Below are 20,296 nucleotides of genomic sequence, written 5' to 3'. Positions count from 1 at the left end.
CCTTTCTTTTTAGTGCAAATGACCGGCATGAGGGTCTATTGATCCGGATGCTTGTGCCAGCTTTACCAAAACAGCTCCACGTGCCACCACTCTATCTCCTTCGGAGAGACCTCGAACGATCTCCGTTCTCAAGCCATCTTTCCTTCCTGTCTCCACCTCTCTTTTTTCAAACAGAACCGGTGTAAGTTGCAGATAAACAAAGAAGTTTCCCATCTCTTCTATGAGAGACTCATTGGGGATGGTGAGAACTTCTTCCTGACCTCTTGTACGGATGTACATCTCTATGAAAGAACCGGGAAGCAGATCGGCAATATTCTTTACGCGGAACAGCGTTGATACCACAGGGTTTTCGGTATTGACAAAACGGCTGTAAGAGACCAGACTACCATCCAATTCCTCAAGCGTGTATGTCTTTTCATCATTCAGCTTTTTGAAATGAGCTGCAGAGATATCTCCGAGATAAGGATAATATTTTGAGGGTATCTCTGCCCGAATAAACAGATTTTTATTCTGAGAGATAGTCATGATGGGACGCCCCTCTTCCACATACTCTCCACCGGCAACCATGAGTTGCTTTACGTATCCGGATATTGAAGCAGTTACGGCTCTGCGATTACCGGAACAGTTTTTCTTTAAGTTATCAAAGATACTTTCTGCTGTCTCGTACTCCGATTTGGCTTGAAGAAGTTCGCTCTCCGTAACGATATTGTCTTCGGCAAGAGTGAGTTTGCGCTCATATTCCCTTTTTGCCAGCGCATATTGGCTCTCAGCTTCTCGGTAACGTACGGCAAGGTTATTATCTACCAATTCTCCCCCTTCTACGTAAAGCAGTGTCTGTCCGGAAGAGACAGATTTCCCCTCCACCATATCCCCGAATGGAATGGAAACGATACCGCTGTTCTTTGCCACGATAACACGCTCTTCGCCTTGTGCCGGTTCTATTTGAGCCATGGTCTTTATCACCTGTCCAAACTGCTCTTTCTTGCACACTTCTGTCGAAAAGCCTATTTTCCAACTCATCTCTTTAGTAAAAGCCACGCCGTTGGAACTGGTTATGACAAGATCTGCAGCTGCATGTTGTGCTTTATGAAGATTGTTAAATACGACTATTTCCGGTGTTCGGGTTGGCTGCTGTTCTCCTTTACCGTCAATCATTTCTATTAACAAAGCTCCTTTTCCTGCTGTTGATGGGGCAAGCTTCAGCTTGAATATCCCCGGACTTTGAGGAGCTTCGACTTCCTGTTTTACGGTCTCCATCGCCTCACCAATAAGGCTAACGGTTATCTTTCCCGACTCTAATGGCTTAAAGTCTGAAAGTTGAGTAACATAAATGGTTATATTGGAGGCTTTTCCTTTAGCAAATGGTGTGGCTTCGATAAAATACTCGTAATGGTCGTTATATGCCGTAAGCTGAAGCACTTCATCGTGCGTATGTTCCTCTTTCTCGGCATCTTTTTTTGCTCCACATCCTGAAAAGATTATAGTAAGGAGCAGAGATAATATTATGGTATATCGTCTCATTTTATAGAATCTGTTTATAGGTTTTACAGGACTTCCTCTTCCGATAACATGAGAATATATTCGGACAGAAGTATATAACGTAACCCTCTTTCTCGCCATACGGATGGCAGAAAGAAAGATAAAGTCTCAGAAAATATCCGGACTCGACAGATCTATAAAACGGGAGGGGCGCGTAAACCGGAGACAGGCAGTACAGCTTCTGAGAGCTTGTACTTTACGTAAGGATTAAATAGTAATGTTCGGACAGGAAAAGCTGCTGCACCATCTATCTCTATGCCATTCAAAAGAAACGCTACCCCGAAACTTAGGTCTAAAATAACCGGTTCCGGAATCTGATCGGCATCATTGACGCTTCTGGATGAAGCCACATAAGCATCTTTCACCAAACACTCTTCCGCTCTCCCATCGCTGTGAGAACAATCGTCTCCGTGTGTATGTGTACGCTTCTGTTCGCCTACAATAGATGTTACAGATACGAAGTGCTCATTCAAGTGAAGATGAGGGGCCAAAGAGTGCACCAGCACGAAAATACCGGTAATCAAAGTCACTAATATGATGCGTCTGTCTATCATAAAGATGAAATCTGCACAACGTATAGGGCAAAAGTAACAATTTATATCCAAATAAAGCAACAATTTTATCCGGCTCCTTCTATTTATTCAAAACAACACCATTTTCTAAAATCATTCCTGCTTTTGAAGCAAAAGTCAAAGATGTTTTTATATAAAAGTACTGCACCTCTTTCCCTTATTTTCTTTCTCTTTTCTTGCTTTTGCAGCTTACTCGGAAAAACAGATTTCTCATAAAACTCTTATAATAAACACTTTATCAAAATCTCAAATTTTTGATCAACTCTCCTCTTGGTTGTTTTCATGGGCTGTTTTTGCGTTAATATAGTTGAAATTTATACCATTTTAGTGTGAATAAATCCTAACTAAGAATATACATAAAAAATGGTCATCCAATCAAGAAAATATCATAAACATCTAATTATCAATACATTAAACCAAAAATCTAAACGTATTAAGTGAATTCGATAAACGTGTTTAATGAAATCACTAAACGTGTTTACTGAAAAATTAAACACGTTTAGCCGATCGACTATCCCTATTCACACTTTTCACTTACCAGAATTGCCTAATTTGTGTGAAGAATCAAGCCAATTTTAACAATTCGATTGGGCGTTAAAAACAAGAGGAAAGATCAAAATAGAGAGCCGTATTATGGGGAAAATCTTCGGGATGGAATATATAAAAATACACTCTCTATAGTTGAATAAAAAAGCCAAGAGGACAGGATGCCCCTGTCTCTTTTTAGAAAAAGCATGTATCTGCCCCGATTTACAGAGTTTTCCTGTCGGAAGAATAAAGAAGAATAAGACTGATATACAGGAACTAAAACTCCCACTGCAGCTTCATCTTGAACCCAAATTCATTATAATCTTTGAGGCGAGAAGGGGTTATTCTGTAATAGAAATCCACACGCAAGATACGTAAAATATTCTCCAATCCCACCCCACACTCTGCATACCATTTATGAGACATGGGTGTGGTTTCGGGTGGAGTGATAAAAATTTCATCCGAATACTTGGGATGGTTGCGTCTACTTGTATTGCCGTACATACCGTTAAATATCAACACTTCCCTAAGTTTAAGCTCTTTGATGAGTGGGATCTTGTTGAGAAGAAGTCCTTTCATGTGATAACTCATAAAAAGAGAAGCGTACTCATCGGCAACATACTCCAATGGGCGCATAAGCTGGAACGCATGAGAGTAAAACTCGAATGAGGAGTTGGCAGGCGGTGAAAAGAGCATCGGGAATGGCACATGGTTCCAAATAATACCGGCACCTATCTTATAGTCTATATTCCCAAGGCGACCAATCCATAGATTTTGTTGCAAAGCAATCTCGGATCTATTGTAATAATACTCTCCGCCCATACGTGGAATGGCTGTCTCATGGCTGAATAGTATCTCCGGAATATCCATGGAAATTCTCACCTTTTCCGGATTTCTGGAAGCTCCCTCATACACCTTGCTACCCGGTGCATACTTTAGATGAATACCCAGTTTGACATCCTGAATGTGAGGTACTATCTCCAATGTGGAGTCCGGTAATATTTTCAGATAACGATATGTACCGGTGGGAGTATCTTTTACTTTCGTCCACTCCGCTCGGAGAGAGAGTCCGGAAAACCAGTCTTTCCTATAACTCACTTTGGCCGCATTGCGGTAAGATCTGTTTGTGAGATAGGCAGAGCCCAAGCTGTTTAGCAGATTATCTTTGCTGGAACTGGAGTATATCTGTCCCGGAGTATGCAGATCCCGTTCGCTCGTAATGGTAATATCGTGCTTGGGGAACTCGTTCAGATTGTACTTTTTATCCGTAAAAGAGTATGAGGAAGATATGGAATACTTCCACTGCTTGTCCTTGAAGCCATAAGCTGCAAAGCCGTCAAGGAAAAAGTTTGAAAACAGATAGCCGGTTGTCTGTCCCCCTATCCTGAGTCTCAATCCCTCTATCGCATTGGTAGACACAAAGCTCGAAATGGGACCGAAATTGAATTTACTTCCGCCGAAGAGCATATCTTTTCGATAGCGTGTTCTCAGATAGTCGGAAGCAAAAGTATCTATCGTGCCGAAGACGAAGCGATAAAACGAAATCTCTTTCATCTCATCCAAAAACGATTTAAGCCCCTCGTTCGTGGACAGAAGCCTGCGATCCGCAACATAAGTACTATCTAAAGCCACTGCGGCATCAGTATTTGAAAGATCTATATATCGAGATGGAGTATTCAGGACGATAGAGTCCGGAGGATTCCATGCATGGTTATCGTACATTCTGTTATGAATGCTGTATACTTTCAATAGTCGGTGAAAAAGCGACATTTGAGAGTACATATTTTCCGTTTTGGGCACTATAAGTCCATTCTCAAGAGCCATGTAGTCTATCTCTATTCGGAGCTTTTCTACAAAATTGAGGTTGATATACTCCGGCACTTCCAGCTCGCACCTCTCTATGGTATAGTCTTTGGTCGTATTAACGATAACACTTCCCGTAAAATTGAATGCCTGTGGCGTAAAAGGATAGAAGCTCAATACCCGAAGGCTATCCCCTTGGTCATTGACCAGAGAGTCCGTTATATAATATTTGTATGCCTTGGTTCCTTGAGAGCCTATCGGGGAAACAAATCTGTTGTTCAGCAGTTTTATGTAGCTGGCATGGATATCCATGTCTGGAAACATCTCGTCAAGGCTTTTGGTCATAGTACCATCATCTATGTCTTGATCCACTCCGAGCGTGTTTCTGTAGAGTACGACCTCGTTTTTCTTAGACTTTTTGATGTCTGTCCCTACTGCTGTAACAGATTCTCTGACAGATAGAGGCAAGATGTACGACCTGTCAAAAACAGATCTCTCCACATATTTCTGGAAGAATGGAAGAGCTTTGTTCATCAACTTGTTGTTCAAGTTGAAGTTGGAAAGGCAGAGAGTAAGGTTTTCATATCTCTTGGCAGAATAGATTTGAACATCATCCACCAACAGCAGTCTCTGTCTATGCTTGCTCTGAATGCTGTCCAAGAGAATCACTGCAGGATTATTCTTTGCCTGATACTTCCCTCTTTTTGCTACAACAATAACATCCGGCGTTTTCCATACACCTGCCTGCTTATGTATGATAGAAGTGCTATCTTGCATCGGGATATGCTCCACTCTATCCGGGATAAGCAGTGTGCCTCCGGCAAGAGCCCTCACAGGCTTTAATCCTAAAAGCAAGAAAACCGCTAAAAGCAGTAAATATGTTATTCTGTTATAACTCATTCGATTACAAAAATAGGCTATTTCTTTTTATTCTTCAATAAGTAATAGTTTCTGCTTTTTGCATATATTTTTATCTATATTAGGCTTCTTGACCATAGAAATACCGTTTTAATGGATTATCTTTGTGGGAGAAGAAATAAAAGTCGACACAAAGAAGGAACACAATAAACACTTATACAACATTTATAATTATGGCATTTTTGACACAAGACAAACTCGTAATCGTTGGTGCTGCCGGTATGATCGGCTCAAATATGGCACAAACAGCAGCTATGATGAAGCTTACTCCGAACCTATGTTTGTTCGATCCATTTGCTCTTGGATTGGAGGGTGTAGCAGAAGAGTTGAGGCACTGCGGATTTGAAGGAATCAATATCACCTACACCACAGATATTAAGGAAGCATTTACCGGAGCCAAGTACATCGTTTCTTCAGGTGGAGCACCAAGAAAGGATGGCATGACAAGAGAAGATCTTTTGAAGGGTAATGCAGAGATCGCAGCTCAATTGGGTAAAGACATCAAGCAGTACTGTCCGGATGTTGACCATGTTGTCATCATCTTCAACCCTGCAGATATTACCGGTCTTGTTACTTTGGTTCACTCAGGACTCAAGCCAACTCAGGTAACTACCCTTGCAGGTCTCGACTCTACAAGACTTCAAAGCGAATTGGCTAAGCACTTCGGCATCATGCAAAGCGAGGTAACCAACCCACGTACCTATGGTGGACACGGAGAGCAAATGGCAGTATTTGCATCTACTGCAAAGGTTCAAGGCACTCCTCTCACCGATCTTATCGGCACAGATAAGCTTACAAATGAAGCTTGGGCTGCTCTAAGAGAACGTGTGGTAAAAGGTGGAGCCAATATCATTAAGCTTCGTGGACGCTCTTCTTTCCAAAGCCCTTCTTACGTTTCAATAGAGATGATTCGTGCGGCTATGGGCGGAGAAGCTTTCCGTTGGCCTTCCGGATGCTACGTTTCTACTCAAGGATTCGACCATATCATGATGGCTATGGAAACAGACATCACCAAAAATGGTGTGGTATATAAGGAAACAAAGGGTACTCCGGAAGAGATGGCTGAACTGCAAAGCAGCTACAAGCACTTGTGCGAATTGAGAGATCAAGTTATCGCTATGGGTATCCTCCCTGCTCTTGATAAGTGGAACGAACTTAACCCCAATATCAAGTAATGGTGCTGTAAAGTATCTTTCATAAAGAAGAAAAGAGAAAATCCCTTAGAGTGCTTGCTCTAAGGGATTTCTTTTTTAGCCTGATCCGAATAGTTCTACTGCTTAATCAAAGGCGAGGAGTATGAAGCCGTTTGAACGGGCAGGATATCTATGGAGACCGGTAGCTTTCCTCTAAAAGGGGCAACGCCGGTTATGGCTTCAACCATCGCTTTGCAAGCCATGGAGGTATCTTCGTACCCGACACAGATAGCGGAAGCTTTTTCGGATAACAATGGCAAGGCATTAAGAAGATAAGGCGTTCCCATCACCACGATGAGCGGCTTCCCTTTGACTTGTAAAGATTCAAGAGCCTCTTTATTCTCCACTCTCTTACCGGACAGTACAAGCAGGAGAAGTTCCCTGTCCGATGTCTGTTTTGATACTTTGCGAATCTGTTCCCCGGCATTGGTTTTAGACAAAAGGAACTTTTTCGATAACAGTTGGCGAGGAATGTATCGGGCAAAATCATTCATCAAACTCTCGTTTCCATCCACCAGCAATACGATCTTTTTTCCATCGTTCGGCTTCAAAGGCAGAGTGTTATTGTTTTTCACCAAAGTCATGCCAAGAGCGTGCATTTTCTCAGATAGCTGCACTGCTTTTTTTGCATGAAGACGTTGAAGAAGTCTGTCCGAAGAGAGAGCTGTTCTGTCCATACATCCCAAAGCGATTTTGAATGCCAATACTCGTCGACACCTATCTTCCACTTCATTATTCTGCACTTCTCCTCTTTTTACGGCGTTGGCTATGGTGATAATATCTTCCAACGGAGTATTGCTGCCCAATAACACATCTGCTCCGGCTCTGAAAGCTTCAAGTGCCACATTGATCTTTTTATTCTCCTTTGCACCTTCCATTTCGAGAGCATCCGTGAAGAGAAGTCCATCGAACAAGAGTCCGTCTCTAAGCAGAATGGTAGATATATCTCTGTTTAAGCTTGCAGGAAACGATGTCGAAGATAGAGACGGCACCAGAAGATGCCCGACCATCATACTACCCATTCCGGCACGAGCATACTCTCTAAAAGGTAGAAGAGCCGTCTCTTCCAAAGTCTGACGATCTGCCGAAACCGTTGCCAATGCCTCATGAGAGTCTATATGCGTGTCTCCATGTCCGGGAAAATGTTTGGCACAAGAGAGGATACCATTTGCCTCCAACCCTTCCGAGTAAGCAATGCCCAGGCGAGACACATTCTGTGGAACCTCTCCGAAGCTCCGAATACCGATGACAGGATTTGCCGGATTGGTATTCACATCCAAAACAGGGGCAAACATCACATGAATGCCCATCTGTTTGGCTTCTTCTGCAACCACTTCTCCGTACTCCCTCATAAGCGACGCATCATCTATCGCACCCAGCAACATACTTTTGGGGTATCGTGTTGTGCCTTTAAGTCTCATAGCCAACCCCCATTCACCATCAAAAGCCACCATCATGGGTGTTTTGGCTCTTGCTCTCATTCTATTGGTCATGAAGAGCTGATCATACGCACTTCCCCCTCTGAAGAGCACACCTCCCATCTTGCCGTCAATAAGAAAATCCCATTTTTTCATGGCATTTGCGTCCGTAGAAGGGACGACCATCGGCATCATACATTGTGCTACCTTCTCTTCCAAACTCATCCGTTCCATTATGGAGTCGGCTTGGCTGTAGTATGCTTCGGCATTCTTCCCGAACAGTTTTAAGGGATGTTTGGCAGATTGAGCAGCAATCGAGAAAGAGCAAAGCAATAGAGCAAGGGCGGTAAAAACGAGATAAGATACTCGAATGTTTGGGTTGGTATTCATGATAAATGCTTATTTGTTCTATTATACAAATGTAAGAAGAACAGCCGTATTTCTACTCTTTAAGGCTTCCACTCCCTTGGTCGGAGTGGTGATCCTCTTTCATTTCTTTGCCGAACGTGTTCAAATAAAGAGATTAACGGGAATAAAAGTTGCGATGAACCTTAAATCTTCTACAAATCGTGCTTTGATTTGTGATATTCAAGGTTTGATGGCTACAAATCAAACTTTGTTTCTTGCGTCCCAAGGCATGATTTCAACTTCTTATCATATTTAAGCATAAATATATACCTGATCAATCTATTTTTTCAACAGCTATAAAGAGAAAAAACAGAGAATAAAGGCTTGAACAGAGCATGGAAAGAGGGCTGAAAGAAAGAGCCAAAAGAAAGATTTGGTTAGGTGGGAGAATTTCCCTTTTTTTGTACCGAAATATGAGTACCCAAGTAGAAAAAGTGCTATGAAGGGTAGCGAATAATTGAATATAAAACAATGTATATCACAGTATTAAAGTCCAAGATTCACAGAGTACACGTTACGGAAGCCAATCTGGACTACGTAGGCAGTGTTACCATAGACGAAGATCTTCTGGACGCTTCGGGTATTTTGGTGGGAGAAAAAGTGCAAATCGTTAATAACAACAACGGAGAGCGAATCGAAACTTACACCATACCCGGAGAGAGAGGCAGCGGTATTGTCTGCCTTAATGGTGCTGCCGCCAGAAAGTTTATGGTTGGAGACGTCGTCATCATCGTGGCTTATGCGATGGTTACACCGGAAGAGGCTAAGACGCTGAAGCCGACAATCATATTCCCCGATACTACTACAAACAAGTTGGCTCGGTAATCCCGAAGTCTATACATGAATAACAGATAAAAGATATGAACAGTATGTACAATCCACAGGAGTTCTTGAAATATGCTACCAAGCATGTCGGGCTGTCATCCCTCGGAGTGGAACAATATATAGGGCACTTGAATACCAGATCCGAAGGCGGATATATCAATCCTTCAATCATTGAAGAACGCCAGCTGAATGTTGCCCAAATGGATGTCTTCTCGCGCTTGATGATGGACAGAATCATCTTTCTCGGCAGCGGTATCAACGACTATGTTGCCAACGTAATACAAGCACAGCTTCTGTTCTTGGAGACCAGTGAACCGGGAAAGGATATATCTATATATATAAACTCACCCGGAGGCAGCGTCTATGCCGGATATGGCATTTACGATACCATGCAGTATATCTCTTGCGATGTTAATACCATCTGTACCGGTATGGCTGCTTCCATGGCTGCAATAATATTGGTTGCCGGAGAGAAAGGCAAACGCATGGCACTTCCCCACTCTCGCGTCATGATCCATCAGCCTCTCGGCGGAATGCAGGGGCAGGCTTCGGACATGGAGATAGCGGCAAGAGAGATCCTCAAAGTGAAGAAGGAGCTTTATGCCATCATAGCAAAACATTCCGGGAAATCTATCGAAGAGGTAGAGCGAGACAGCGACAGAGATTATTGGATGGGGTCTCAAGAAGCGTTGGAATACGGAATGATAGATAAGGTGCTTGTACGCAATGACAACAAGAATGCCTAATAACCCTGTACATGAGTAAGAAAAAGTCTGAAGATAAAGATAGACAGGAGCAGCACTGCTCTTTTTGCGGATTGGGAGTGGATCAGGTTGACATCTTGGTTCCGGGCCCTCAAGGAAATCTGTGTGACAGGTGTGCCTATGCCGTTCATGATGCTTTAGAAGAGGCACTAAACCCCAACTATAACAAAAAGAAAAAAGGGAAAAGCGTAGAACTTCCTCCTTTAGAGCTTCTTCCCAAACCGAAAGACATAGTAGCCTATCTGGACAAATATGTCGTAGGACAGGATGATGCCAAAGTAACACTTGCAGTGGCTGTTTACAACCACTACAAGAGATTGCAGTACAAACAGGCAAATGTTGCCGAAAGTAAAGATTTGTCTTATCTTGCAGATAGCGAAGTGGAGTTGGAAAAGAGCAATATCATGATGGTTGGACCCACAGGAACGGGAAAGACTCTTTTGGCTCGCTCCATATCCAAACTCCTGCACGTTCCGTTCACAATAGTGGACGCTACAGTGTTTACCCAAGCCGGATATGTCGGAGAAGACGTGGAAAGCATTTTGTCTCGCCTGCTTCAAGCAGCAGACTATGACGTATCGTCCGCAGAGAAAGGCATAGTCTTTATAGACGAGATAGATAAAATCGCAAGAAAAAGCGACAATCCATCCATCACAAGAGACGTGAGCGGTGAAGGCGTGCAACAGAGTATGCTTAAACTTCTTGAAGGTACGGATGTCAATGTTCCCCCCGAAGGCGGACGCAAACATCCGGAGCAAAAGATGGTTAAGATCAATACAAGCAACATTCTTTTTATCTGTGGAGGGGCATTTGATGGTATAGAGAAGCGTATCGCCAAACGTCTGAATACCAAAGTGGTGGGATATGGCGTGGAAAACAAGCATAAAAAACTTGGGGAGCTGGATCTTTTGAAGTATCTCTTGCCTGCAGATCTTAAGTCTTTTGGTCTTATTCCTGAGATAGTGGGACGTGTTCCCGTCCTCACCCATCTGCTGCCTTTGGATAGGAATGCCCTGAGAATGATCTTGACAGAACCGAAAAATGCCATCTCAAAACAGTACAAGCTGCTAATGAAAATGGATGGTATAGACTTGGATATATCCGAAGAGGTTTATGATTTTATCGTAGATGTCGCTTTGGAATACAAGCTTGGAGCTCGCGGCCTTCGAGGTGTTTTTGAAAGATTGATGAGAGAAGCAATGTTCAATATGCCTTCAAGTCAGGAGAAAAGACTGCACATAGACTTGGAGTACGCAAAGGGACATATCGATCTGACAGATTTCAAAGAGGGGTATTTGTAGAGAAAGCCGATATTTTCAAAGAAATATCATGAGAAGTGGTTGGTATATTCGTTTTATTGCTATATTTAACTTCAAATAGGGAAGGATTCTTAACACTTTCCTTAAAGTGAGAACCACTCGAAGAATAAAGCAATAGTTTTAAGACTATAGATACCAATACTACTTATTATCTGTAATAATGGCTAACTCTTTACGACTGACAGAGCATCTGAAAAAGCACTTTGGCTTTGACTCTTTTAAGGCAACACAAAAGGAGATTATTCAAAGTATCATAGAGGGTAACGATACTTTTGTGTTGATGCCTACGGGAGGAGGAAAGAGCCTTTGCTACCAACTCCCGGCTCTTATGTTGGAAGGGACAGCCATTGTAATATCTCCGCTGATAGCATTGATGAAAAATCAGGTTGATGCCATCCGTTCATACACGGAAAAAGAATCAACGGCACACTATATCAATTCATCTTTGAATAAGGCGGCATTAGAGCAGGTAAAAGCGGACGTTATCTCGGGGCAAACAAAGCTCTTATATGTAGCTCCTGAAAGTCTTACAAAACAAGACAATATAGAACTGCTTAGACAGATAAACATATCTTTCTATGCAGTGGATGAAGCTCACTGTATCTCTGAATGGGGACATGACTTTCGTCCGGAATATCGCCGGATAAGGACATTGATGGATGAGATAGGTACTAAACCTATAATCGCTCTGACAGCAACCGCAACGCCTAAGGTGCAAAGCGACATCCAGAAAAACCTCGGCATGGTAAATGCCAAAGTCTATAAAAGCTCCTTCAACAGAGAGAATCTCTACTACGAAGTTCGACACAAGAATAGCGAATTTGAAAAAGATATGATTCGCTTCATAAAGCAACATACAGGCAAGACAGGCATAATCTACTGTATGAGCCGGACGAAAGTAGATGAGATAACAGAGCTTCTGAAGACAAACAACATAAAAGCGATGGCTTATCATGCCGGCATGGATTCCATACAGAGAAGCACAAATCAGGATGCTTTTCTGAATGAGGATGCGGATGTGATAGTAGCGACCATCGCTTTCGGTATGGGAATAGACAAGCCGGATGTACGCTTTGTCATACATCACGACATGCCTAAAAGCCTCGAGGGATATTATCAAGAGACCGGAAGAGCCGGAAGAGACGGAGGAGAAGGACTGTGTATTGCCTACTATGATGAAAAGGATATGGAAAAGCTGGAAAAGTTTCTTATATCCAAAAATAAAAGTGTAAATGAAAGGGAAATCATCAAACAGTTACTGTCTGATGTTTCTGAATTTTCTCGAACCTCTATATGCAGACGCAAATTCCTGCTGCATTACTTTGGAGAGGTTTACGAACAAGCTAATTGTTGTAACTGTGACAACTGTAAAAGAATAACAAAGCAAGTGGAAGCAAAAGATTTATTACTTAACGTATTGGACGCAATTGCGGCACTAAAGGAGAAGTTCCCTGCCGAATATGTAATCACGATACTTTCCGGAGAGGAAACTGCTGATGTAACAACCTATAAACATGCCGACCTTGAGGAATTTGGTTCCGTAGTAGAAGAGGATAAAGAAAAGCTGGAAACCGTAATAAGACAGGCTCTCATAGATGGATATATCTCAAAAGATATAGAAAACTTAGGAGTACTTAAACTGACAACAAAGGGAAAGTCTTTTCGTAAGAAGCCCACTTCTTTTACGATTCAGATGGAAGATGCTTCCGAAGAAAGCAGCGAAGATGTAGAGCTTAAAGGGTCCGGTGGCGGAGCGTCCGACCCCATTTTATTCTCAATGCTGAAAGATCTACGGAAAAAGATTGCCAAAAAGTTGGATTTGCCTCCTTACGTGATATTCCAAGAGCAAAGCTTGAACGATATGGCGATGTTTTATCCGGTAACCATAAGTGAACTATCCAATATTTCGGGAGTAGGACAAAACAAAGCTCAACGCTATGGAGCTGAGTTTGTGGAACTGATAAGCTCTTATGTTAAAGAGAATGAGATCGAGAGACCGGAAGATATCAGAATCAGGATAGTTCCCAATAAGTCCAAACTTAAAGTTTCCATTGTTCAGCTCATAGACAGAAAGGTGTCTCTTGAGGATATTGCCAATAACTTCAATCTGGAATTTGATGAACTTCTTGATGAAATAGAGGGGATCGTGTATAGTGGAACGAAAATAAATATAGACTATATCATAAAAGATCTTTTGGATGAAGAGCAGACAGAAGAAATCTTTGAATATTTCAAGAACTCCACTACCGACGACTTAAAAACCGCAATAGAAGCACTCGGTCCCGATATTGAAGAAGAAGAGGTAAGGCTGGTAAGAATTTATTTCTTGTCCGATGTGGCTAATTAAACAACATCCCCGGTAAGTTTCTATGAAGGCATCTCTTTTTCTTCTCTCCTGTTTTCTTCTTTTGGCACATATCAGTACATCTTGCATTGCCAAAGAAGAAGAGAACGATTCTCAGAAAATAGAAGATCTGAACTCTTCTATTTCCTGGAACAATATCAGAAGAGATACCCTCATAGCGATAAACAAAGACTCTTTATTGGCTTGGGGGATAGATGCGGCTGTTACAAAAGAACTTAAAGTCGCCACTCTTTATATAGAAATGTCTCTTATCTCCCCTAAAGTTTTATCTAAAAACTTGAGTGTTTTAGAGCAAAATATACATAGGATACTCTCTTTTGTCTCACCTAAACAGTATGCGATAACAAAGAGTAATACGGAAGAGTCGAGAGTTAATTCTTATTTCTCTACTTACATTGATAACTTCAAGGCCAACCTTAAATCTTACTACACTGCAATGCAGTTTGGCGATATTGAGGATGAAAAGCTCTCGTCGGCATCTACTTGGTTTATCTCTGTGAAAGATTCTTTGATATACAATAAACATAATGTTGCTTCCGTGGTACAGTTTGTTGAGAGCAGCTTGGGAGAGGATGATAAAACCATTCGTTCTGCTGCATATAACATAGACTTGGAAAAAGGTAGCAGAATATACTTGGACTCTATTATCAACCTTAACTCTGAAGAGTTAGTATCAAGTTTTGTGGTTAAAGCCCTAATGAGGGACTATTCTGCCGTAACGGAGGAAGATTTAAGTAACAAAGGCTTTTTTCATTACTCCGATATTCATGTCGGAGAAGATTTTTATTTTTCAGATACCGGCTTGACATTTATCTTCGATCCTTACGAAATCGCTCCTTCGTCTATGGGGCGAATAGAAGTGAACGTTCCGTATAGTGATCTAAAGCCCGTTTTCAAAGAACCTTTAATAATAGACTCTTCGTTGTAGAGAATATTATATACACTCGATCTTTATGAATGTAGAGCTTATATATAAATTTTTTCCCTCTCTTACAGATCGTCAGAAAGAGCAGTTCAGCTTGTTACCGAGTCTCTATCTGGACTGGAATAGCAAGATAAATGTTATATCCAGAAAGGATGTAGACAACCTTGTCTGCAATCATATTTTGCACTCTCTTGCCATAGCAAAGTTTGTCTCCTTTAAGCATGACACTACAATCCTTGATATTGGTACAGGGGGAGGTTTTCCCGGAATACCTCTTGCCATTATGTTCCCGGAAGCAAAATTTACCCTAATAGACAGTATAGGGAAAAAGCTGAAAGTGGTTGATGATGTCATATTAAAGACAAGACTTGAAAATGTGAGAACCATTCACACAAGAGCGGAAAACCTGAATGACAAATATCAATTTATCGTAAGTCGTGGAGCTCTATCTATGGATATTTTAAGAGGACTAGCTCAAAAACTAATAGATAGAAAAAATCAGAAAAATGGCATCCCCAATGGGATAATAGCTTTGAAAGGAGGGAGTTTGGAGGCTGAGCTACGAAATGTAAAAAATATAGCTATCCAAGAAAACATTTTGGAGTATTTTGATCTGCCATTCTTTGAGTCGAAAAAAGTAGTTTTCTTGCCCTTATGATCTTACATATAAAGACATTTTCATTTAATCTGGCGGGAGAAAATAGCTATCTCCTGTACAATGAAAAAGGAGAAGCAGTTCTTATAGATTGCGGTGCTTCAAACCCTAAAGAGTGGAATACAATCCTATCTTTCTTATCTGAGAAGAATCTTACTCTAAACATATCTCTTGCTACTCATTTTCATTTTGACCATGTTTGGGGTGCCCCGTTCGTATGGGATTCTTTTGGCATTAAGACCTACGTATCTCAAGAAGAACGAGAAATATTACCCTCTTTGAAAGATCAGCTACGAGCCTTTGGTTTAACACTTGATTCTAAATTAGATGATACATGTTTTGAGGCCTTGGATCCTAATATGAAAACACTTATTGGAGAACCACTACAAGTACTATCGGTACCAGGACACTCTCCGGCACACGTAGCATTTTTCTTACCAACACAGCAATGTATGTTTTCAGGAGATGTTATATTTGCAGGGGGGATAGGGCGTACCGATCTGTGGGGAGGATCTTACGAAGTGTTAGAACAGTCCATATTCGATAAGATTTATACGTTGCCTTCTGAAACCACAATTTATTCCGGACATGGGCCGAGTACAACGGTCGGCATTGAACAGCAAACAAATCCTTTCTTTAGGTTATAGCATAATTATCAAAAACATTATAAAAATCCATTATTCTTAATCATGATATGAATACATTAGATTTTTCTATCCGTCACGTAGGTATTTCGGAAAAAGATCAACAAGAAATGTTGGAACGTGTGGGAGTTAAAAGTTTGAACGAACTGATAGAACAAACCATACCTTCAAATATACATCTTCCTAAGGAACTTAACCTTCCATCTCCACTCACAGAGAGAGAGCTTATAGAACATATCTCTGAGTTAGGTAGCAAGAATAAAGTCTTTACATCTTATATAGGTATGGGATGGTATGACACATGCACTCCTGCACCAATACAGAGAAATATTCTTGAAAATCCAAGCTGGTACACTTCATATACTCCTTATCAAGCCGAAATTTCTCAAGGACGTTTGGAGGCATTATTTAACTTCCAAACAGTGGTAACAGAACTAACCGGCCTTCCTTTGACAAACTGCTCATTATTAGATGAAGCAACAGCCGGAGCAGAAGCCGTGGCTATGCTGTACAATACGCTTCCAAAATCAAAAAAGAAAGCAACTAAAGTTTTGGTAGATGAACGAGTATGGCAGTCAACCATAGATGTTATTAACACTCGTTGTATCCCTCAAGGTATTTCCGTAGAAGTATGCGATGTATTTAGTGCAGAACTTTCCGAAGATGTATTTGGAATAGTTGTTCAGTATCCTGATGCCAATGGAGAGGTAAAAGATTATACTCAACTCGTAGAACGCTCTCACGCTGCGGATGTACGTGTTGCTGTTGCCGCAGATATTCTTTCTCTTGCTATTCTGACTCCTCCAGGAGAATGGGGAGCCGATATAGTCTTTGGTTCTTCGCAACGCTTTGGTATTCCTATGTATTTTGGAGGTCCTTCCGCAGCATTCCTTTCTGCTCATGATGACTATAAAAGAGCTATACCGGGTCGCATAGTTGGGCTGTCAAAAGATCGTAATGATCGTCCAATATACCGTTTGGCTCTTCAAACTCGCGAGCAACACATCAAACGTGAAAAGGCGACATCAAATATCTGTACAGCTCAAGCTCTTTTGGCTACAATGGCAGGTATGTATGCTGTATATCATGGGGCAGATGGCTTGAGAGATATAGCAGAAAGAGTGCATGGGTATGCCAACCGTTTGGCTATTCTTCTTAAAGATCTTGGCTACCAAATAAAGAGTGAGTCATTCTTTGATACCATTGTCTTAGAATCACTTTCAGAACAAGAAATCGCCAAGATAAGAGAAATAGCTGAAGAAGTACGAGTCAATTTCAGATATGATAAGAGTGGAACCATCGGTATTTCCGTTGATGAGACAACATTAGAAAGCGATTTGGGAATGCTTCACTATATTTTTGCTCAAGCTAAAGGACTGGAGGTTGACACTAACGTATGTTACGATTCAGATAGATGCACAGCTAAGCTACCACAAAGTATGGTACGTAAAAGCGATTTCTTGCGCTTTGATGTCTTTGAAAAATATCATACAGAGACAGAACTCATGAGATATATCAAGCGTTTGGAAAGAAAAGATATTTCTTTGGCGCACTCTATGATTTCTCTCGGATCATGTACAATGAAGCTGAATGCAGCGTCAGAACTATTCATTCTAAGTAATCCTCAATTTGCCTTTATACACCCTTATGCTCCTAAAGATCAGACAGAGGGATATATGGAAATGTTGGACAACCTTTCCGGTTATCTTGGAGAGATTACGGGATTACCTTATGCATGCCTTCAACCTAATTCCGGAGCGTCCGGTGAATATGCAGGTCTTAGAACTATCAGAAATTATCATGAATCGATAGGACAGTCTCATCGAGACATCATACTGCTTCCTATTTCTGCTCACGGTACCAATCCTGCAAGTGCTATACAATGCGGTTACAAGACCGTAACAGTGGCTTGTGATAATGATGGCAATGTGGATGTGGAAGACTTTGAAAAGAAAGCAAAGGAGAATGCAGACCGCCTTGCCGGAACAATGATTACCTATCCTTCTACTCATGGTATATTTGAACCGGAGATAAAGAAGCTTTGCCAAATTATTCATGACAACGGAGGACAAGTTTATCTTGATGGAGCAAATATGAATGCACAAGTAGGTTTTACCAATCCGGGATATATCGGAGCGGATGTATGCCACTTGAATCTACATAAAACATTTGCCATTCCTCATGGTGGAGGTGGTCCTGGCGTAGGCCCTATATGTGTGAAAGAACACCTTAAACCATTCTTGCCAAGTCATTCTCTCATCTATGGAGATGGTGTTACTCCAGTATCTGCAGCGCCATTTGGTAGTGCGGTGATCTTCGGTATCACTTACGCATACATTAGAATGTTAGGTGTAGAAGGTCTTAAAAGAAGTACCGCTATAGCAATTCTTAGTGCAAACTACATGGCTAAATGCTTGGAAAAAGAGTATGGAATTGTATATACCGGTAAAACAGGCAGAGTGGGACACGAACTTATCTTGGAATGTCGCAAGTTAAAAGAAGAGACAGGAATAGATGAGACCGATATCGCAAAACGTCTCATGGACTTTGGGTACCATGCTCCTACGCTGTCATTCCCTGTTCATGGCACACTCATGATAGAGCCAACCGAGAGTGAAAGCTTAGATGAGCTTAACCGCTTCATAGACGTTATGAGATGTATCCGTCGTGAGATAGAGGAAGTGAAAGAAGGAAAAGCAGATCCTGCGAATAACGTTCTCAAAAATGCTCCACACCCACAATATGAAGTTACGGCAGATGAATGGCCATTCCCATACTCAAGAAGTAAAGCAGCATTTGCTCTTCCATATTTGTTAGAGAATAAGTTCTGGATCAATGTTGCTCGAGCAGATGGAGGTTTTGGAGATCGTAACTTAGTAGCTACAATGTCTTGCTGCGTTGTGGAAAACTAACGAGGCGCATAGAACTAATTATGTTCGTTAAAATAGACTTTGACATATAACCTTAAGGTGTACTCTGCTTCGATTCAATATAGAGGTAGAGTACACCTTTCTCTTTTATACTAAACACTATTATCACTTATCGCTATATGAAAAAATGCAATTATGTCTCTATTACAGAGGCTATATCTCATGTCAAGAGTAATGATAAGATAGTTCTTGGACATGGAGCGGTCTCTCCAATCTTACTATTAGAAGAGTTATATCGTCAGCGAGAAAGATTATTTGGAGTAAAGATATTCCACCTAATTTATTTGGGAGACCCTGTTCACACACGCCCCGATGCTCAAGCTCACTTCCAGACACGAGCTCCGTTCATCACCGGAGGAGCTATGAGAGATGCTGTGGCAGATAATCGTGCAGAGTTTGTACCAATGCACTTTCATATTATTCCATATCACTTTCTCCCCGGAGGAGGATACGAACCGGATTGGGCTTTTATTCAAGTAACCCCACCCGATGCCAATGGTCGCTGCTCCTTGTCTCTGGCTTCTGACTATACCCTACCTGCTGCAAGAGCAGCGAAGCGAGTTATTGCAATGGTCAACCCTAACCTGCCGTATGTGTATGGAGACAATTTTCTGTCAGTAGATGAAATAGATTTCATGGTCGAAGCTCCCATGGAGAATCTTACCATTGCTTCCTCTCCCATTACAGAGACAGATCAAAAAATAGCAGAGTATTGTACTTCTCTTATAGGGGATGGTGCTTGTATTCAAGTAGGAATTGGCTCTGTTCCAGAGGCTGTTCTCTCCAAACTTCACGACAGAAAAGATCTTGGAATACATACAGAGTTGATGACCGATGCCATCATGAATCTGATTAAAAGCGGAGCAGTCAACGGATCAAAAAAAGGAGTTTTACCCAATAAAGTACTCACTGCATTTGCCATGGGATCTCAAGAAATGTACGACTTCATGCACAACAATGACGACATTCTCCTCTATCCTGTGGATTTCACAAACAATCCTTTTGAAGTTGGAAAAAATGAAAACTTTGTATCTATCAATTCTACGATAGAAGTTGACTTATATGGGCAACTCTGCTCTGAAAAAGTCAATGGAAGACAATACAGTGGAACCGGAGGACAAGTAGACTTCCTTCGAGGAGCAAGATATTCCAGAGGAGGAAAGAGCATTATTACTGTACACTCAACAGCAAAGAATGGAACTATTTCCCGCATCGTTCCATCCCTTTCTGCCGGGAACAACGTTACTTCAGGCAGAACGGACGTTGACTACATCGTTACCGAACACGGTATTGCCCACCTGTTTGGCAAAAGTGAAAGGGAGCGAGCATTGGCACTATGTGCTATTGCAGATCCTCGATTCAGAGAAGAGTTGGAAAAAGAGGCTTATACTCGCTTCAATATTAAGAAGATCTTCTAATCCAACCAACAGAAAGGTTCAAACTACTTGATATACGAAAGCAACCGCTTTGAATAGTCTCTTAAGAGCTAT

14 protein-coding genes are annotated in these 20,296 nt (G+C 41.5%); 10 read left to right on the top strand and 4 right to left on the bottom strand.

Annotation, left to right across the window (positions count from 1 at the left end; genetic code table 11):
- Positions 1 to 9: 9 nt before the first annotated feature.
- From JT26_RS10285 to JT26_RS08945, 3 genes are all read right to left on the bottom strand, one after another.
- Positions 10 to 1,521: an efflux RND transporter periplasmic adaptor subunit gene (locus tag JT26_RS10285; RefSeq protein ID WP_052110492.1), complete on the bottom strand. Its 1,512-nt coding sequence runs from the start codon at positions 1,519 to 1,521 to the stop codon at positions 10 to 12.
- Between the two features lie 152 nt (positions 1,522 to 1,673).
- Entirely contained in the window at positions 1,674 to 2,093 is a 420-nt protein-coding gene (locus tag JT26_RS08950; protein WP_036792322.1) for a hypothetical protein, read from the bottom strand.
- A gap of 822 nt (positions 2,094 to 2,915) precedes the next feature.
- Positions 2,916 to 5,342, bottom strand: a complete 2,427-nt coding sequence (locus JT26_RS08945; protein WP_036848964.1) for a DUF5686 family protein — start codon at positions 5,340 to 5,342, stop codon at positions 2,916 to 2,918.
- A 191-nt stretch (positions 5,343 to 5,533) separates the two neighbouring features.
- Here JT26_RS08945 and JT26_RS08940 point away from each other — a divergent pair, with 191 nt between their 5' ends.
- A complete protein-coding gene (locus tag JT26_RS08940; RefSeq protein WP_036848959.1) occupies positions 5,534 to 6,535 on the top strand; it encodes a malate dehydrogenase in 1,002 nt (333 codons plus the stop codon).
- 95 nt (positions 6,536 to 6,630) lie between these two features.
- Here the strand turns inward: JT26_RS08940 and JT26_RS08935 are convergent, their stop codons facing one another.
- A complete protein-coding gene (locus JT26_RS08935; RefSeq protein WP_052110491.1) occupies positions 6,631 to 8,361 on the bottom strand; it encodes a glycoside hydrolase family 3 protein in 1,731 nt (576 codons plus the stop codon).
- 489 nt (positions 8,362 to 8,850) lie between these two features.
- Between JT26_RS08935 and panD the strand changes: the two genes are divergently transcribed.
- The 9 genes from panD (at position 8,851) to JT26_RS08885 (ending at position 20,224) form a co-directional block, all read left to right on the top strand.
- The gene (panD, locus tag JT26_RS08925) at positions 8,851 to 9,204 is read left to right on the top strand and encodes an aspartate 1-decarboxylase (RefSeq protein WP_036848957.1); all 354 of its coding nucleotides are present in this window, start codon (positions 8,851 to 8,853) and stop codon (positions 9,202 to 9,204) included.
- Between the two features lie 44 nt (positions 9,205 to 9,248).
- Positions 9,249 to 9,950 (top strand): ATP-dependent Clp endopeptidase proteolytic subunit ClpP, encoded by a 702-nt coding sequence (clpP, locus tag JT26_RS08920; protein WP_369794016.1) that lies wholly within the window; start codon positions 9,249 to 9,251, stop codon positions 9,948 to 9,950.
- A gap of 11 nt (positions 9,951 to 9,961) precedes the next feature.
- Positions 9,962 to 11,269: an ATP-dependent Clp protease ATP-binding subunit ClpX gene (gene clpX / locus JT26_RS08915; protein WP_036792295.1), complete on the top strand. Its 1,308-nt coding sequence runs from the start codon at positions 9,962 to 9,964 to the stop codon at positions 11,267 to 11,269.
- Between the two features lie 178 nt (positions 11,270 to 11,447).
- Positions 11,448 to 13,634, top strand: a complete 2,187-nt coding sequence (recQ, locus tag JT26_RS08910) for a DNA helicase RecQ (RefSeq protein WP_036848949.1) — start codon at positions 11,448 to 11,450, stop codon at positions 13,632 to 13,634.
- 22 nt (positions 13,635 to 13,656) lie between these two features.
- Positions 13,657 to 14,580 carry an RsiV family protein gene (locus tag JT26_RS08905; protein ID WP_036792290.1) on the top strand — a complete coding sequence of 308 codons (924 nt, stop codon included), beginning with the start codon at positions 13,657 to 13,659 and terminating at the stop codon, positions 14,578 to 14,580.
- Between the two features lie 25 nt (positions 14,581 to 14,605).
- Complete coding sequence (rsmG, locus tag JT26_RS08900; protein ID WP_036848948.1) at positions 14,606 to 15,235, top strand: 16S rRNA (guanine(527)-N(7))-methyltransferase RsmG; 630 nt, start codon at positions 14,606 to 14,608, stop codon at positions 15,233 to 15,235.
- Positions 15,232 to 15,879 carry an MBL fold metallo-hydrolase gene (locus JT26_RS08895; RefSeq protein ID WP_052079299.1) on the top strand — a complete coding sequence of 216 codons (648 nt, stop codon included), beginning with the start codon at positions 15,232 to 15,234 and terminating at the stop codon, positions 15,877 to 15,879. Before rsmG ends, JT26_RS08895 begins: the two co-directional genes overlap by 4 nt.
- A gap of 47 nt (positions 15,880 to 15,926) precedes the next feature.
- Positions 15,927 to 18,788: an aminomethyl-transferring glycine dehydrogenase gene (gene gcvP / locus JT26_RS08890; protein WP_036848947.1), complete on the top strand. Its 2,862-nt coding sequence runs from the start codon at positions 15,927 to 15,929 to the stop codon at positions 18,786 to 18,788.
- A gap of 137 nt (positions 18,789 to 18,925) precedes the next feature.
- Positions 18,926 to 20,224: an acetyl-CoA hydrolase/transferase family protein gene (locus tag JT26_RS08885; RefSeq protein ID WP_036848946.1), complete on the top strand. Its 1,299-nt coding sequence runs from the start codon at positions 18,926 to 18,928 to the stop codon at positions 20,222 to 20,224.
- Positions 20,225 to 20,296: the final 72 nt, after the last annotated feature.

Source organism: Porphyromonas sp. COT-108 OH1349 (assembly GCF_000768755.1).
Taxonomy (GTDB): Bacteria; Bacteroidota; Bacteroidia; order Bacteroidales; family Porphyromonadaceae; genus Porphyromonas_A; species Porphyromonas_A canoris.
This window is presented reverse-complemented; position numbering and strand designations above follow the sequence as displayed.

Excerpts from the sequence above, each read along its gene's own strand:
- clpX (WP_036792295.1), top strand. The coding sequence starts at position 9,962 with ATGAGTAAGAAAAAGTCTGAAGATAAAGATAGACAGGAGCAGCACTGC.
- JT26_RS10285 (WP_052110492.1), bottom strand. The coding sequence starts at position 1,521 with ATGAGACGATATACCATAATATTATCTCTGCTCCTTACTATAATCTTT.
- JT26_RS08885 (WP_036848946.1), top strand. The coding sequence starts at position 18,926 with ATGAAAAAATGCAATTATGTCTCTATTACAGAGGCTATATCTCATGTC.
- rsmG (WP_036848948.1), top strand. The coding sequence starts at position 14,606 with ATGAATGTAGAGCTTATATATAAATTTTTTCCCTCTCTTACAGATCGT.
- panD (WP_036848957.1), top strand. The coding sequence starts at position 8,851 with ATGTATATCACAGTATTAAAGTCCAAGATTCACAGAGTACACGTTACG.
- JT26_RS08945 (WP_036848964.1), bottom strand. The coding sequence starts at position 5,342 with ATGAGTTATAACAGAATAACATATTTACTGCTTTTAGCGGTTTTCTTG.
- JT26_RS08940 (WP_036848959.1), top strand. The coding sequence starts at position 5,534 with ATGGCATTTTTGACACAAGACAAACTCGTAATCGTTGGTGCTGCCGGT.
- JT26_RS08905 (WP_036792290.1), top strand. The coding sequence starts at position 13,657 with ATGAAGGCATCTCTTTTTCTTCTCTCCTGTTTTCTTCTTTTGGCACAT.
- gcvP (WP_036848947.1), top strand. The coding sequence starts at position 15,927 with ATGAATACATTAGATTTTTCTATCCGTCACGTAGGTATTTCGGAAAAA.
- JT26_RS08950 (WP_036792322.1), bottom strand. The coding sequence starts at position 2,093 with ATGATAGACAGACGCATCATATTAGTGACTTTGATTACCGGTATTTTC.
- JT26_RS08895 (WP_052079299.1), top strand. The coding sequence starts at position 15,232 with ATGATCTTACATATAAAGACATTTTCATTTAATCTGGCGGGAGAAAAT.
- JT26_RS08935 (WP_052110491.1), bottom strand. The coding sequence starts at position 8,361 with ATGAATACCAACCCAAACATTCGAGTATCTTATCTCGTTTTTACCGCC.
- recQ (WP_036848949.1), top strand. The coding sequence starts at position 11,448 with ATGGCTAACTCTTTACGACTGACAGAGCATCTGAAAAAGCACTTTGGC.
- clpP (WP_369794016.1), top strand. The coding sequence starts at position 9,249 with ATGTACAATCCACAGGAGTTCTTGAAATATGCTACCAAGCATGTCGGG.